At 63.1% G+C, this 15,544-nt stretch carries 15 protein-coding genes; 6 read left to right on the forward strand and 9 right to left on the reverse strand.

Features of this window, described 5'->3' with window-relative positions:
• Positions 1-264: 264 nt before the first annotated feature.
• Complete coding sequence (locus HNQ71_RS21130) at positions 265-477, forward strand: cold-shock protein (RefSeq protein ID WP_010910991.1); 213 nt, start codon at positions 265-267, stop codon at positions 475-477.
• A gap of 231 nt (positions 478-708) precedes the next feature.
• Here the strand turns inward: HNQ71_RS21130 and HNQ71_RS21135 are convergent, their stop codons facing one another.
• The 3 genes from HNQ71_RS21135 to HNQ71_RS21145 form a co-directional block, all read right to left on the reverse strand.
• A complete protein-coding gene (locus HNQ71_RS21135) occupies positions 709-1,317 on the reverse strand; it encodes a glutathione S-transferase family protein (RefSeq protein ID WP_184874586.1) in 609 nt (202 codons plus the stop codon).
• Between the two features lie 264 nt (positions 1,318-1,581).
• Positions 1,582-2,430, reverse strand: a complete 849-nt coding sequence (locus HNQ71_RS21140; protein WP_184874587.1) for an EAL domain-containing protein — start codon at positions 2,428-2,430, stop codon at positions 1,582-1,584.
• A complete protein-coding gene (locus HNQ71_RS21145; protein ID WP_184874588.1) occupies positions 2,427-3,323 on the reverse strand; it encodes an EAL domain-containing protein in 897 nt (298 codons plus the stop codon). Before HNQ71_RS21145 ends, HNQ71_RS21140 begins: the two co-directional genes overlap by 4 nt.
• Positions 3,324-3,525: 202 nt before the next feature.
• On the opposite strand from HNQ71_RS21145, the gene HNQ71_RS21150 reads away from it, so the two are divergent.
• Positions 3,526-4,728 (forward strand): pyridoxal phosphate-dependent aminotransferase, encoded by a 1,203-nt coding sequence (locus HNQ71_RS21150; RefSeq protein ID WP_184874589.1) that lies wholly within the window; start codon positions 3,526-3,528, stop codon positions 4,726-4,728.
• Positions 4,729-4,808: 80 nt separating this feature from the next.
• Here HNQ71_RS21150 and HNQ71_RS21155 read toward each other — a convergent pair whose 3' ends face one another.
• On the reverse strand, positions 4,809-5,204 hold the full coding sequence (locus tag HNQ71_RS21155) for a (R)-mandelonitrile lyase (RefSeq protein WP_184874590.1): 396 nt from the start codon (positions 5,202-5,204) through the stop codon (positions 4,809-4,811).
• Positions 5,205-5,655: 451 nt separating this feature from the next.
• Here HNQ71_RS21155 and HNQ71_RS21160 point away from each other — a divergent pair, with 451 nt between their 5' ends.
• Positions 5,656-7,707, forward strand: coding sequence for an elongation factor G (locus HNQ71_RS21160; protein WP_184874591.1), 2,052 nt, complete (start codon positions 5,656-5,658; stop codon positions 7,705-7,707).
• A 723-nt stretch (positions 7,708-8,430) separates the two neighbouring features.
• Complete coding sequence (locus tag HNQ71_RS21165; protein WP_184874592.1) at positions 8,431-8,928, forward strand: methyltransferase family protein; 498 nt, start codon at positions 8,431-8,433, stop codon at positions 8,926-8,928.
• Between the two features lie 45 nt (positions 8,929-8,973).
• On the opposite strand, the gene HNQ71_RS21170 is transcribed toward HNQ71_RS21165, so the two are convergent.
• Together HNQ71_RS21170 and trxB are read right to left on the reverse strand one after the other, a co-directional pair.
• Positions 8,974-9,870, reverse strand: a complete 897-nt coding sequence (locus HNQ71_RS21170) for a LysR family transcriptional regulator (protein ID WP_184874593.1) — start codon at positions 9,868-9,870, stop codon at positions 8,974-8,976.
• Positions 9,871-9,950: 80 nt separating this feature from the next.
• Positions 9,951-10,925: a thioredoxin-disulfide reductase gene (gene trxB, locus HNQ71_RS21175; protein WP_184874868.1), complete on the reverse strand. Its 975-nt coding sequence runs from the start codon at positions 10,923-10,925 to the stop codon at positions 9,951-9,953.
• A gap of 251 nt (positions 10,926-11,176) precedes the next feature.
• Between trxB and HNQ71_RS21180 the strand changes: the two genes are divergently transcribed.
• Both HNQ71_RS21180 and HNQ71_RS21185 read left to right on the forward strand, forming a co-directional pair.
• Positions 11,177-11,656 (forward strand): Lrp/AsnC family transcriptional regulator, encoded by a 480-nt coding sequence (locus HNQ71_RS21180; protein ID WP_095090929.1) that lies wholly within the window; start codon positions 11,177-11,179, stop codon positions 11,654-11,656.
• 244 nt (positions 11,657-11,900) lie between these two features.
• Positions 11,901-12,695 carry a glycosyltransferase family 2 protein gene (locus HNQ71_RS21185; RefSeq protein ID WP_184874594.1) on the forward strand — a complete coding sequence of 265 codons (795 nt, stop codon included), beginning with the start codon at positions 11,901-11,903 and terminating at the stop codon, positions 12,693-12,695.
• 60 nt (positions 12,696-12,755) lie between these two features.
• On the opposite strand, the gene HNQ71_RS21190 is transcribed toward HNQ71_RS21185, so the two are convergent.
• From HNQ71_RS21190 to rfaE1, 3 genes are read right to left on the reverse strand one after another with little or no spacing between them, the layout of a single operon-like run.
• Positions 12,756-13,394 carry an HAD-IIIA family hydrolase gene (locus HNQ71_RS21190; RefSeq protein ID WP_184874595.1) on the reverse strand — a complete coding sequence of 213 codons (639 nt, stop codon included), beginning with the start codon at positions 13,392-13,394 and terminating at the stop codon, positions 12,756-12,758.
• 12 nt (positions 13,395-13,406) lie between these two features.
• Positions 13,407-13,979 (reverse strand): D-sedoheptulose-7-phosphate isomerase, encoded by a 573-nt coding sequence (locus HNQ71_RS21195; RefSeq protein ID WP_184874596.1) that lies wholly within the window; start codon positions 13,977-13,979, stop codon positions 13,407-13,409.
• Between the two features lie 7 nt (positions 13,980-13,986).
• Entirely contained in the window at positions 13,987-15,480 is a 1,494-nt protein-coding gene (gene rfaE1, locus HNQ71_RS21200; protein ID WP_184874597.1) for a D-glycero-beta-D-manno-heptose-7-phosphate kinase, read from the reverse strand.
• Positions 15,481-15,544: the final 64 nt, after the last annotated feature.

Raw genomic sequence — 15,544 nt, forward strand, 5'->3', positions numbered from 1 at the left:
CCCGGATTGAACACCGCCGGGGCGTAATCCTGTTGCGACGCTCTCACGCGATTGGGGCCGCCATGCGGCGGATCCTGATCACGGCCTTCTCACGCAGTCTTGTTTTTCGTGCGAAAGCAGCCTATATGCGTTCCATTGATATTTCGGCCGATCGATCCGGGCCTCGCGATAATCGCGTTTGCTGACGTCTATCTCCAAAATCTCGATGCACACCGGCTGGACTTCGGTCCGGTCAATCTAAAGCAAATGTGAAGGATTATCTAAATGGCAACTGGAACGGTCAAGTGGTTCAACGCCACCAAGGGCTTCGGCTTCATCCAGCCTGACGCGGGCGGCGCGGACGTATTCGTCCACATCTCCGCTGTCGAGCGTGCTGGACTGTCGACCCTGGTCGAAGGCCAGAAGATCAACTTCGAGATCGAGCAGGACCGCCGCACTGGCAAGTCGTCCGCTGGATCTCTGAGCAAGGCAGCCTGATTTTGCGAATGGCGCGCGCCGGGCGAGAGCCCGGGGCGCGCGGCAAGTCACGGATGTACTGACAGTCGCGCGAGAAGCGCGCCGGAGCGGAAAGACCCGACAGACTGGATCAGCAGATAGCTGCCAGACCGGACCGGACGCTCCCGATCAGGCTACCGAAAATGGGAAGGCGGGATTTATCCCGCCTTTTTGTTTGTCTGGGGTTCAGACGCCGACAATTGGCTAAGTTGCTCACCCCACCCAGTCCATCGGCACATGCCCCGGATCCGCTTCCACCCGGCCAAGCCAGTCTGCCACCGCTGGATACGCGTCAAGCTGGAAGCCGCCCTGCCCTGCCGTATGCGTATAGGCATAGAGCGCGATGTCGGCGACGCTGTAGGCACCGCCAGCGAAGAACGCATTGGTTTCCAGATGTTTGTTCATCACGCCGAGCGCCTTGTTGCCACGCTCCAGCGTCACCGCCAGCCGCTCCGGCGTCGCATCCCGGGCGCGTTCGGGAAAGGTCAGCAGTGCTTTGCGAACGGCAATATAGGGCTCGTGGCTATATTGCTCGAAGAACAGCCATTGATAGGCCAGCCCCCGTTGATATCTGTCCGCCGGCAGGAAGCGCGTGCCCTCGGCGAGATAGAGCAGGATGGCATTGGATTCGGCCAGCCGCCGGCAGTCGTCGAGCTCGAGCAGCGGCACCATGGCGTTCGGGTTCTTGGCGACATAGTCGGGCTTGCGGGTATCACCTGTATGCGAACTCACCTCGACATTGGTGAAGGCGAGGCCAAGCTTGGCCATCAGCAGGCGCGGCTTGTAGCAATTGCCGCTGTCGATCATGCTGTAGAGTATCATTGCCGTGCCCCCGTGCGCTGCCTCTGCCGTCGCGATTATCGCAGCGGCTCCCGCCACAACCAATGATTTGTTTTGGCACGACCATCAGCGCAGCTGATGTGTGAACGTATGAGGGCGTTCAAGGGCGTGTTGAGATTCAGGTCAGGCCGAGTCGAGAACGGTGGGTTCCGAGAACCGGAACGGAGCGTACTTTTAGGTACGTGAGTACCGGAAGCGCAGGAAGCTGCCGTTTGCAGGCCGGCCTCACCTGAATATCGACACGCCCTAGCCGAACAGCGGCACAACCTTGTTGTCCCTGCCAAGCAGCGTGTCGACGGCGAGCGGCTCTTCGTTGAAGATCGTGCCGGCCAGCGCCGGGCGGGCGAGAAGGAACCCCTGCAGCAGGTCGACGCCGCCTTCGAGCGCGACGCGGAGATGTGTGGGCTGCTCGATGCCTTCGACCAGCACCTTGGCACCACGGTCGTGCAAGGTCGAAACCAGCGGGCGGAAGAACCGTTCGGCGGCGGCATGGCGGCAGAACTCGGCGAACCAGGTGCCGTCGATCTTGACGATGTCGGGGTGGAGCAGGCTGACCCGCTCCTCCGTCGAGTGGCCGGTGCCGAAATCGTCGATGGCGATGCGGATGCCGTCGCGCCGCATTTCGCGCACCAGTCGGATGAGAAGCGCGTCGTCGGCCGCCTGTTCGGTGATTTCGCAGACCAGCATCCCCGGCGCGAGGCCGAAATCGCCGAGATACCTGGTCATCAGCCGGATCTCGGCCAGCGCCCGCCCGGGATGGTCGTTGATCAGCGGATTGTAGTTGAAGAACAGATCGAGCCCATCGACGCCGATGTTATGAAAATTCCTGAGATGAAGCACCCGGCACATCGTCTCGACAAACAGCCGGTCCGCAGCGGCGATGCTTTCGAAAAACACCTTCGGCGCACCGGGGCGGCCGGCACGGTGCGGCTCGATCAGGGCCTCGACCGCGACAGCGTGAAGGAAGCGACCGCGCGGCGCGAAAATCGGCTGATAGGCGCTGCGCAGCCGGAACTCGCCATGGATGCCGTATTCGATACCGACTTCGTCGACCTGGATCGCGTTGCCGACATCGCGCCGCCGCTCGCGCCTCATGGCACCACCCTGCGCCCGAAGGCTTTCGCCGGCCGTGTCGCGTGCGGTGAGGCAGGTTGGACAGGCGCGGCTTCAACGACCGCGGGCCCGGTTTGGTGCGTGGTTTTGCCGAAGACGCGAAAGCTTGTCGGCGCAAGTTCCGGCCGCGCCAGCACGAAACCCTGCACCATCGACGCTCCCGATTTCTCGGCGAGTTCCAGTTGCCAGCCCTCCTCGATGCCCTCGAACACCGTGCGGATGCCTTGCTGCTCGAAACTTTTCACCATGGTGGTCAGCAGCGCGAAGCCGGCGCCGGACTCCATCAGCTGCGTGATCCAGAAGGCGTCGAATTTGACGATGTCGGGCTTCAGCTCCTTGATGCGGTTGATGTCGGAATCATCGGCGCCATAGTCGTCGACGGCGATGCGAAAGCCGTTGGCCCGCAGTGCGGCGACGAAACTGTGCAGGGTCTCCTGCGACGCCGACCGCTGCTCGGTCACTTCGCAGACCACGCGGCGCGGATCGATGCCAGCCTCGTGCAACACCAGCCGCATTTCGCGCAAGGCAATGTCGGCAACGGTGCGCTCTGTGAACACCGACGGGTCGAAATTGACGAAGACCGATGCCTCTTCCGGCAAACAAGCGCCGGCGTTCAGAAGATGCAGCGTCCTAGTCAGCGCCTCGATATGCAGGCGGTCGGCGGCCGGACAGGTGCTGAAAAAACTCATCGGCGATTGCGGCTCGCCGTCGCGGAACGGCCGGATCAGCCCTTCGAACGCGGCCACCGACAGCTTGCCCTCGTTGAAGGCGAAGATCGGCTGGAAGGCGCTTTGCAGCGTGTAGATGCCCCAGACACCGGTGGAGGTGCCGTCGTCCTGACGGATGATGTGGGCAAGCCCGATGCTGCGCGACACGGTTCCTCGCTCCGCAAACTGGCGGTCAACTGTGATCCTGTCACGCAAGCCTCTACCGCCCGTTAATGAATTTATCGTTGCCGATCACGGGTCCTTGAGGCCTGGATCAGCCGACAATGCTTGCACTGCGCGAAATCATGCGACATGAGAAGCGCCGCGGCCGCTCCCGGCCCGCGCCGACCCTATTTGGAGATATCCGGTCATGGCCTTTCTCGCCGACGCCCTTTCCCGCGTAAAGCCTTCCGCGACCATTGCGGTGACGCAGAAAGCGCGCGAGCTGAAAAATGCCGGCCGTGACATTATCGGCCTCGGCGCCGGCGAGCCGGATTTCGATACGCCCGACAACATCAAGAATGCGGCGATCGAGGCGATCCGCCGTGGCGAAACCAAGTATCCGCCGGTTTCCGGCATCGTGCCGCTGCGCGAGGCGATCGCGAAGAAGTTCAAGCGCGAGAACAATCTCGATTACAAGCCCGAGCAGACCATTGTCGGCACCGGCGGCAAGCAGATCCTGTTCAACGCCTTCATGGCGACACTGAACCCCGGCGACGAGGTCATCATCCCGCGCCCCTACTGGGTCAGCTATCCCGAGATGGTGGCGATCTGCGGCGGCACCTCCGTGTTTGCCGACACCTCGATCGACAACGGCTTCAAGCTGACCGCCGCTGTGCTGGAAAAGGCAATCACGCCACGCACCAAATGGCTGCTGATGAACTCGCCGTCGAACCCGTCGGGTGCCGCCTATACGGAGGCTGAACTGCGCGCGCTGGCCGACGTGCTGTTGAAGCATCCGCATGTCTGGACGCTGACCGACGACATGTACGAGCACCTGACCTATGGCGACTTCGTCTTCAAGACCATCGCCGAAGTCGAGCCGAAGCTCTACGAGCGCACGCTGACCATGAACGGCGTGTCGAAAGCCTATGCCATGACCGGCTGGCGCATCGGCTATGCCGCCGGTCCGGTGGCGCTGATCAAGGCTATGGACATGATCCAGGGCCAGCAGACCTCGGGCGCCTGCACCATCGCGCAATGGGCATCGGTCGAGGCGCTCAACGGCCCGCAGGACTTCATCGCCAGGAACAAGGCGATCTTCCAGGGCCGGCGCGATCTCGTCGTGTCGATGCTCAACCAGGCGCGCGGCATAACCTGCCCTTCGCCGGAAGGCGCCTTCTACGTTTATCCGTCCTGCGCCCAGCTGATCGGCAAGAAGACCAAAGCCGGCAAGCTGATCGACACCGACGAAACCTTCTGCTCGGAACTGCTCGAGGCCGAGGGCGTCGCTGTGGTGTTCGGCTCGGCCTTTGGCCTCGGCCCCAACTTCCGCATCTCCTACGCCACTTCGGAGACGCTGCTTGAAGAAGCCTGCACGCGCATCCAGCGCTTCACGGCATCGCTGACCTGATCGCGCCAGTCTTGGAATTGAAAACCCGGCTTCACCGCCGGGTTTTTTGTTGGCAACGACGCCGCCTCACAGGCTCGCACTCAGCCGCCATATTGGACTGACGTCACCTCTTCCAGCCAGTCGGCGTGGACACCGTCCAGCGCCTCCTGCATGGCGATATGCGTCATCGCCGATTTCGGCGCCGCACCGTGCCAGTGCTTTTCGCCAGGCGCGAACGAGATCACGTCGCCGGCCCTGATCTCCTGGACCGGCTCGCCCCATGTCTGGGCAAGGCCGGCGCCTGAGGTGACATAGAGCGTCTGGCCGAGCGGATGCGTATGCCAGACGGTGCGCGCGCCCGGCTCGAAGCTGACCAGCGTGGCCCGCAGCCGCGCCGGCGCCTCCTTCTCGATGATGGGCGTCTGCAACACACGGCCCGTGAAGTACTTTTCCGGCGCTATGATGGTCGGCACGCTGCCGCAGGCAATGATCTTCATCGGGTGATCCTGGAACTGGTGAAGCGATCGGTATCAAACGACGCGGTACATTTGACGCAAAATGCATTCTCGGCCGATATCATCCCAGGCGCAACCGGCCGTTTCGCGCACCGCCGCAAGACCAGGGCTTTTCGCCTTGGCCAAGGCCGCCGGCTGCAATCGTTTCCAGGGTTATTTCTTCGGCCGGCCGGCGCCGCGCGACAAGCTTGGTCAGCTGCGCGTCGTCAATGCCGAGCCGCTGGCACTAAGCGCCTGAGGCCACGCCGAAGAGTTTCTATTTTTCTTGCCCTGCCGGCAAACAAGTGGGACGATGGTTTCGGGCAGGTGGCGAAACCAAAAGAACCCCGCCCGCGACGGTCGAACAGGCCGGCCGCCGCTCAGGACCGATTGACCACGCCTGAACCATGCATGCCAGTCGGTCCTACGGGAAACGCCTGAGTGGAGGTCAGTCATGGGTACTCGCGCCGGAGGACGACGCACGGGACCGAAATGCATTGCCATAATCGGTCCCTTCGCCAGCGGTAAGACGACACTTCTCGAAGCCATATTGGCCCGCACGGGCTCAATCCCCCGACAAAACCCCGTCTCATCGGGCAACACCGTTTCAGATCATTCGCCAGAGGCGCGGGCCCACGCGATGAGCGTCGAGGCGACCTTCGCCACCACCGAATTCATGGGCGAGCAGCTTACTTTCGTCGATTGTCCCGGCTCCATCGAATTCTCCTTCGAGGCCGAGCCGGTGCTGGCCGCCTGCGACCTCGCGGTGGTCGTTGCCGAGGCCGACGAAAAGAAGATTCCTGCCCTGCAGCTCATCATGCGCAGGCTCGACGATCTCGGCGTGCCGCGCATCCTGTTCCTCAACAAGGTCGACAAGGCAATCGCCGGCGTGCGCGACACGTTGAAGATGCTGCAGCCGGCCAGCGCCGTGCCGCTGCTGCTGCGCCAGATTCCGCTGCGCAAGGATGGCGTCGTCATCGGCTCGATCGACCTGGCGCTGGAGCGCGCCTACATCTATCGCGAATATGCCGAAAGCGAAGTGGCCGAGATACCTGGCGACGACAAGGCGCGCGAACTGGAGGCGCGCTTCTCCATGCTTGAGACCCTGGCCGACCATGACGACCGGCTGATGGAACAATTGCTTGAGGAGATCGAGCCGCCCAAGGACGCCGTCTTCGACGACCTCGCCGCCGATCTGCGCGATGGCGCGGTGACGCCGGTGCTGATCGGCACCGCCGAGAAAGGCAACGGCGTGCTGCGCCTATTGAAGGCGATCCGCCACGACGCGCCCGACATCGAGGCGACCCGCAAGCGGCTCGGCGCGCCCGACGGCGCGGCCACAGTGGCTCAGGTGATGAAGACCATCCACACGCCGCATGGCGGCAAGCTGTCGGTGTCGCGCATCCTGTCCGGCCAGGTCGTCGACGGCTCCGAACTCTGGCTGCCCGGCGGCAACACGGCGAAGGTTTCCGGCATCTACCGAATGCTCGGCAAGGACCAGTTCAAGCTCACCATTGCCAAGGCCGGCGACACGGTGGCGCTGGGCAAGCTGGATGAGGTCAAGACCGGCCAGACGCTGAGTTCGGCCAAGGGCGGCATCAAGCCGCTGCTTGAGTTCGAGCCGCCGCAGCCGGTCTTCGCATTCGCGCTACGCCCCAAGGAGCGCAAGGACGAAGTGAAGATGTCGGCCGCCATCCAGCGGCTGGCGGAGGAAGACCCCTCGCTTAGTCTGCGCCACAACCAGGACTCCGCCGAGACCGTGCTGTCTGGCCATGGCGAGATGCATCTGCGCGTCGTGCGCGAGCGGCTGGAAGGCAAGAACCAGATCCCGGTCGAAGGCCATGCGCCGGCGGTGCCCTATCGCGAGACGATCCGAAAATCGGCGCAGCAGCGCGGCCGGCACAAGAAACAGTCTGGCGGCCATGGCCAGTTCGGCGACGTGGTGATCGAGATCAAACCGCTGCCACGCGGCTCCGGCTTCCAGTTCACCGACACCATCACCGGTGGCGTCGTACCGAAGACCTACATCCAGTCGGTCGAGACTGGCGTGCGCGACTATCTGAAGTCGGGCCCGCTCGGCTTTCCCGTCGTCGATGTCGCCGTCAACCTGTCGGACGGTTCCTACCACGCGGTCGATTCCTCCGACATGGCCTTCCAGATGGCGGCCAGGCTGGCGATGAAGGAAGGCATGGCCGCCTGCTCGCCGGTGCTTCTGGAACCGGTGATGAAGGTAGAGATCGTCACGCCCTCCGACGCGACCTCGAAGATCATCGCGCTCATCCCGCAGCGGCGCGGCCAGATCCTCGGCTATGATGCGCGGCCTGACTGGCCGGGATGGGATGTTGTCGAGGCAACCATGCCGCAGGCCGAGATCGGCGACCTGATCATCGAGTTGCGCTCGGCGACCGCTGGCGTCGCCAGCTACCGCGCCGTCTTCGACCACATGGCCGAACTCACCGGGCGTCTCGCCGACGAAGCGATGAATGCCAACGGCAAGGCTGCCTGATTCGGTCTTCCCCCTCGAACCCGGGTTCGAGGGGGGCCAAAATGAAAACGACGCCCGGCGGGGACCGGACGTCGTTTTATTCGCGGACCGTTTCCCAGGAGGCAAAACGGAAGGTCCGCCGCATCTGGCGCCGCCGGGCTTCGGCGGCGGAAATGGTTCGGACGCGGTAGCCGCCTGAGCCCGGGCCGTTCGAGTGATGCCCCCATCTCCCGCACGACCACACCGCGTCCTATGGTCTGAATAGCACGTGTCGGGCGTCCATGTCATGTTACCTGAGGTTACATGTCACTGTTACGTGGCAATTCTGATGAATTTTCGAGTTGCTCCGGCAGGGCCCGGGCAACAAAAAAGCCGGATCAATGAAGATCCGGCTGAGTTTGATTGGAAGTGCCTGTTAAGGCTAACCTCCAGAGGGGAACACTCTAGGGCGCTAATGGGAGGAGAACGCGCCCAGGAGATGATCTATATATCTGCTCATCATGCCCAAGAAACAAGCATCTATTTTGCAACACACGCATGCAAAAAGACGCAGGCTGTGGTCTAACCCATATCCGAGACCAATAGGACCAGCAAAATCAGCGATACGGAGCGTACGGAGGCTCGATTCTCACTACAGAATCGCCAATCGCGATCGGTTTCTGTCCCAAAATGCCAAAACCGCGCAATGATGTGGAAGCAGGCAGCAGCCGTTCATTTATCAGGCAATCGGGGAGGAAGCACCCAATGCGAACGTTTTCGGCGATCGCCGGCAGCGCGGCGTTCTTCATCGCCGCACCCGGCGTGGTTGCCGGGCTGGTGCCCTGGCTGTTGACCGATCGCTGGGGCCTGCCATGGTCGAGCCTGCCCGGCTTTGTGCCTGTTGGCGGGCTCCTGATCGTCGCCGCGATCGCTGCACTGCTGCATGCCTTCAGCCGCTTTGCACTCGAGGGGCTGGGCACGCCCGCTCCGGTTGCGCCGACCGAGAGACTGGTGATCGGCGGCATCTACCGCCATGTCCGTAACCCGATGTATGTCGCGGTGCTGTCGATCATCCTCGGCCAGGCGCTGCTGTTCTCGAGTTGGACGCTTGCCGCCTACGCGATCATCGGCGCGGTCGCCATGGTGTCGTTCGTCCGGCTCTACGAGGAGCCGACATTGGCCCGCCGCTACGGCGCGCAATACGAGGCCTATCGCCGCGGCGTGCCCGGCTGGCTGCCGCGGCTGACGCCCTGGCGGGGGTGATTTTAGAACAGGATGAAGATCAGAAAGTCGAACGCCAGGGGTGGATCAGAAAGACCAGCTACGGGCCTTGGCTATGATGAAATCGCGAAAGACGTGCAGCTTGGCCTGGTTCTTCATCGCGTCCGGATAAGCGAAATAGGTGTCGAAGGACGGCACCTCGGTTTCCGGCAGCAATTGCACCAGGTCGGAGTCCTTGCTGATCACATAGTCGGGCAGCATGGCGATGCCCGCGCCGCCCTGCACCGCGCGCTTGATCGACAATATGTCGTTGATCTGCAGCGTCGGCACCCTTTGTCCGCCTTCGAAATCGCCAATCGTTTCCAGCCAGTTCAGCTCCGACAGATGCGACGGCACCGGCACGCCGAAGGTGACGATGCGATGGCTCTTCAGCTCGGCCACCGAAGCCGGCTTGCCGTGCTTGGCGACATAGGTGGGCGAGGCATAGAGGTGGAAGTGCACGGTGAACAGGCGGCGCTGGATCAGGTCCGGCTGCTGCGGCTGGCGCAGCCGGATGGCGCAATCGGCCTGCCGCATGGTGAGGTCGAGTTCCTCATTGGCGAGGATCAGCTGCAGGCTGATTTCGGGATAGAGCTCGATGAACTCCTGCACACGCTCGGTTAGCCAGCCGGCGCCCAGCCCGACGGTGGTCGTCACCCTGAGCACGCCGGACGGGCGATCCTTGGTCTCGGTCAACCGCGACTTGATGGTTTCGAGCTTCATCAGCACGTCATGCGCCGTGCGGAACAGCATTTCGCCCTGCTCGGTCAGCACCAGCCCGCGGGCGTGGCGGTTGAACAGCGGCACGCCCACATCATGTTCGAGCGCGCTAACCTGCCTGGAGATCGCCGATTGCGACAGATGCAATGTCTCGGCCGCATGGGTAAACGACCCCGCCTCCGCCGCAGCGTGAAACACGCGTAGCTTGTCCCAGTCCAACGCCATGCTACCCCTCGTTCTGTTTTTGGCGTCTGAATGAAAAATCAGGCTTTTACACGGCGTTTCTAAGTCGCCTTCTGAACTCTCTACTCGGCCGCTTCGCGGTGCACTTCGATACCCGCCAGATACTTCTCCGCCTCGAGTGCCGCCATGCAGCCGAGCCCCGCCGCTGTCACCGCCTGGCGGTAGATGTCGTCGGTCACGTCGCCAGCTGCGAACACGCCCGGAACATCCGTACGGGTCGAATCCGGCGCCGTCCATAGATAGCCGTTCGGCTTCTGCTTCAGCTTGCCGGCAAACAATTCTACAGCCGGCGCGTGGCCGATGGCCACGAACACGCCGTCGACCTTGAGATGCGTTTCCTGGCCGGTGACCGCGTTGCGCAGCTTCAGCCCTTCGACTGAAGGCGGCAGCGGCGCCTTGCCGGGACGGCCCGTGATCTCGTCGACGACCGTGTCCCAGATGACGCGGACATTGTCCTTCTTCAGGAGCCGCTCGCGCAGGATGCGCTCGGCGCGGAAATCGTTGCGCCTGTGGATGACCGTCACGCTCTTGGCGAGGTTCGACAGGTAGAGCGCCTCTTCCACCGCCGAATTGCCGCCGCCGATCACCGCGACATCCTTGCCGCGGTAGAAGAAGCCGTCGCAGGTGGCGCAGGCCGACACGCCGAAGCCCATGAAGGTCTGTTCGGTCGGAATGCCCAGCCATTTGGCCTGGGCGCCGGTGGCGATGATCAGCGCGTCGGCGGTGTAGGTGGTGCCGGAATCGCCCTTGGCGCGGAACGGTCGCACATTGAGGTCGACCTCGGTGATGATGTCGTTGATGATGTCGGTGCCGACGTGCTCGGCCTGCTTCAGCATCTGCTCCATCAGCCACGGACCCTGGATGGGGTCGGCGAAGCCGGGATAGTTCTCGACATCGGTGGTGATCATCAGCTGCCCGCCCTGCTGTAAGCCGGCGACCAGCATCGGCTTCAGCATGGCGCGGGCGGCGTAGACCGCCGCCGTATAGCCGGCGGGGCCGGAACCGATGATGAGAACGGGCGCGTGCTTGGTGGTCATCTGGAAGCCTCTGCGGAGGGCTGCCGGCAATTGCGGCATGGAAAACTCGTCGATATCGCGCGTAATGTAAGTGTTGCTCACGACGCCAGCAAGGCAGGTTGGCATTCGTCCCCGGAAAGCTTTGTCGCACCCTGTCGCCGCTTTGATCGGCCGAATTAATCCGAGCAAGGGATGGAATGGACAGCGAAGTCGTTTAATTACAAGATCACGCAAGATTCTTGCGTATTGCCCCTGACTTATCGAGAGCCCTCATGCCGCTCAAGGCCGATCTCGACGCCATCGACTGGAAGATCCTGCGCGAGCTTCAGGCCGATGGGCGCATGACCAATGTCGAACTGTCGAACCGCGTTGGCATTTCGGCGCCGCCATGCCTGCGCCGCGTCAAGCGGCTGGAGGAAGCCGGCATTATCCGCGGCTACCGCGCCCTGCTCAACGCGCCAGCGCTTGGCCTCGATGTCGTCGCCTTCTGCCTGATCGGCCTGCATCACCAGGCCGACGCCGAACTGCGCACCTTTGCCGAGCGCACCCGCGGCTGGCCCATCGTGCGCGACGCCTGGATGGTGTCGGGTGAATCCGATTTCCTGCTGCACTGCGTGGCGAGCGACCTCGGCGCCTTCCAGACCTTTGTCATCGAGGAGCTGACCTCGACCCCGAATGTCGACACGGTGCGCACCGCGCTCACCATCCGCCGGGTCAAGGACGAAGGCCTGGTCTCGTTTGCACAGCCTTGAGGCTGGTCGACGGCAGCACCACATCGTGCCCGGTCGATGCGAATTCCCGGCTTCGCCATATCAGGGCCGCTTTCGCAATCGACAGGCTCTGGTGTAGAAAGCCGGAACGTTCTGCCAGATGTGGTGCTTTGTTGGTTCCTAAGGCATTTCAGGAAGTGTGACGGGTTTTTCGTCCGGGATTGAGTAAAGACAGGTGGCGCAAGCAGCGTAATTTCCCAGAACCGTGTGCCGTAGAGTGGGGATCATGACTCGATTTTCTAGCCCGGTTTCGGCGCTTGTTATCTGCATGAACGAAGCCGACATGATCGGCCAGTGCCTGGAAAGCGTCGACTTCTGCGCCGAGATCATCGTCGTCGACTCGGGTTCGACCGATAGCACCCTGGACATCATTCAGGAGTTTATCGCCAAGGGCTACCCGATAAGGCTGTTTCACAACGACTGGCCGGGTTTCCCACGTCAGCGGCAATTCGCGCTTGATCAAACCACGCAGCCATGGTGCCTTTCGATTGAAGCCGACGAGGCCGTTGACGACCTGCTCAGGCAGTCGATCATGACCGTGACGCAGCCTCAGAACAACACCATCGACGGATGGTTCGTAAGGCGCCGCGACAAGCTGAAAGGTTATGGCTATGCGCACCGCTGGGTGCTGCACAACAGGCTGCTGCGTCTTTTCCGCCGCGACAAGGCCACCATGGATGTTGACCTGCGGGTCCATGAATCGTTCGAGGTGCCGGGCGAAACCGGCACGATTGAAAATGGCGTGTTGCTGCATCGCCGCGAAATGACTATCGCGGAGGACCTGGCAAGGGCCAACACCTACTCCAGCCTCAAGGTTGCCACTTTGGTCGAGAGAGGCAAGAAGCCAGGCTTGATAAGGCTGGTCCTGTCGCCGCTCGGCAACTTCCTGAAATTCTACCTGGCCAAGCGCTACTTCCTGTGCGGCCGGCATGGCTTCGTCTATTCGATGATGGTGATGGTGTATTCGTTCGCCACCGAGGCCAAGCTTTATGAAGCTTCGCGAGACAACGATCCGACTTGAACCGTCACGGACGGTGTTTGAGCACGATCTTGTCCGAAAACCGGGTTCCACTTTTCGGGATCATGACGCAGCACCGAGTGCCGATATTGCGGCGAGCAGGCCACCCAAATCCTCGCGGTCGCGCCAGGGCCGGACTGTAAAGCCCGATTGAACAGCTGCTTCGCCGTCGACCAGCCAGCCCCGCGAGAGGCCGGCGCGCTGTCCCGCTTCCATGTCCGCCGGCTTGTCGCCGACGATCAGCGATTTCTGCAGATCGAGCCCGAGACGTTTGGCCGCCTCCAGCAGCATGCCGGGATTGGGTTTGCGCATCGGATGATCGGCGATCGCCAGCGGCCCCTCGCCCGCCTCGTGATAGGCGCAGGCAAGGACCATATCCACCAACGCTTTGTCGGCGCGCAGCAGGTCGAGCACGCGGCCATTGACGGCGGCGAAATCGCTCCAGCCGTAGTAGCCGCGCGCAATGCCCGACTGGTTGGTGACGATGATAACGGGAATGCCGGCCCGATTGGCGGCACCGATCGCTGCGGCGATATCGTCGCGCAGCACCATTTTGGCCGGGTCATCGGGATAGCCGGTGTCGACATTGATGGTGCCGTCGCGGTCGAGAAACAGCGCCGGCGTGCCGGTCGGAAAAATCCTGGTATCGATCCGCTCGACCCACAGTCCGGGCTCCTGTAGCGGATAGGGTTCGGGCTTCACGACCGCACCCCGTCAGCCATTGCTGAGGCGCGCTTCGACCACTTCGCACAGATGGTGATAGAGGCAAAGATGCCCCTGCTGGATGATTGGCGTCGAGGTCGAGGGCACGTTGAGCAGGATGTCCGATAGCGGCTTGAGCTTGCCCCCGGTGTCGCCGGTCAGGCTGATCACCGTCATGTCCATCATCCGCGCCTGTTCGGCGGCTGCGAGAATGCTCGGCGAATTGCCGCTGGTCGAGATTGCCAGCAGCACGCCGCCCGCAGAGCCATGCGCCTCGACCTGGCGCGAAAACACCGTGTCGAAGCCATAGTCATTGCCCCAGGCGGTCAGCACCGCGGCATTGGCCGGCAGCGCGATGACATTATAGGCCTTGCGCTCCTTGAGGAAGCGGCCGACCAGTTCGCCGGCGATGTGGATGGCATCGCTGGCAGAGCCGCCATTGCCGCAGATCAGCAAGGCTTTGCCCTGCGAAAGAGCCGTCACGACGGCGCTCACCGCCCGCTCCATCTCGCTGGTCAGGTCGCGCTCGACCATGGCGGAAATGGCGGCCGCCGAGCGGACCAGGTAGTCGTTCAGGTCAGACATGAATTCCTCAGCTTGTGGTGCCGCCGGCGCGCAATTTGCCGATGGTGTTGGTGGTGCTTTTGCCGGCGACGAGATCGATCAGCACGACGCGGCCGCCCGCCTTCCGCACCACATCGGCACCAACCACGGTGTCGATCGTGTAGTCGGCGCCCTTGACCAGTATATCGGGCAGCAGCGCTTCGATCAGTGCCAAGGGCGTGTCCTCCTCGAACACCACGACCGCATCGACCGAGGCAAGGGCGGCGAGCACGCAGGCGCGGTCATGCTGGTCGTTGACCGGCCGCCCGGCGCCCTTCAGCCGCCGTACCGAAGCATCGCTGTTGAGGCCAAGCACCAGCCGGTCGCACTGGCTTCGCGCCGCGTGCAAGAGACTGACATGACCGGCATGCAGGATGTCGAAGCAGCCATTGGTGAAGCCGACGCTCAAGCCCTCCTCCTTCCACGCCGCGACCATGCGCGCGGCCGACGTAGCGTCGAGGATGGCATCCTTGTGGGCGGTCGGCCCGTGCGATCGGAACAGCGCACCGGTGAGTTCCTCGACCGTCAGCCGCGCGGTGCCGCGCTTGCCCACCACGACGCCGCCGGCGGCATTGGCGATCGATGCCGCCGCGGCAGGGTCGGCGCCGGCCGCCAGTGCCAATGCAAAGCTCGCGATCACCGTGTCGCCGGCGCCCGAAACGTCGAACACTTCGCGCGCCTGGGTGGCGATGTGGCGCGCCTCGGTCGAGTCGATCACGCTCATGCCCTTTTCGCTGCGCGTCGCCACGACCAAGTCGAAGCCATGCGCGGAAATCAGCTGGCGTGCCGCTTCCACGATCTCGTCGTCGGCGAACACCGCACGGCCGACAGCTTCGCCAAGCTCCTTGCGGTTGGGGGTGATGGCGGTCGCCCCGGCATAACGCGCATAGTCGCGGCCCTTCGGATCGACCAGCACCGGCTTCCCCACCTCACGGCAGATGGTGATCAAGTCGCCGGCGACGCCGTCGAGCAATATGCCCTTGCCATAGTCGGACAGGATGACGATGTCGGCGCGCGTCAGCGCCGCGCGGAAATGCTGAATCAGGCCGTCACGCTCCGCAGCGTCGAGCGGCTTGATCTCCTCCTCGTCGAAGCGCAGCACCTGCTGGTTGAGCGCGCTGAAGCGGCTCTTTGACGAGGTCATGCGGCCACGCTCCTGCGCCAGGCCCGCTGTGTCGGCACCGAGTTCGCGCAGCATGCGCACGAGATTGTCGCCGGCAGCGTCGGCGCCGATCACCGACACGGGAACAGCGGATGCGCCGAGCGAGACGATGTTGGCGACGACATTGCCGGCGCCGCCCATCGTCGAGGTTTCGCCGCGCCCGTGCAGCACCGGGATCGGCGCTTCCGGCGAGATCCGCTCGATCACGCCGTTGACGAACCGGTCGAGGATGAAGTCGCCGACCACCAGCACGGTGGCCTGGCCGAACCGCGCAATGGCGCGGTGCAGGGGTTCAGGAGAAGGCGGATTGTGCTTGATCATGTCACTGGCAACGCGTGGAAAAGGCCGATTTCAATCTTGCGGGTAGTCGTCAATTGACGGGCCG

This window comes from Mesorhizobium sangaii (assembly GCF_014207355.1).
In the GTDB taxonomy this organism is placed as follows: Bacteria; Pseudomonadota; Alphaproteobacteria; order Rhizobiales; family Rhizobiaceae; genus Mesorhizobium; species Mesorhizobium sangaii.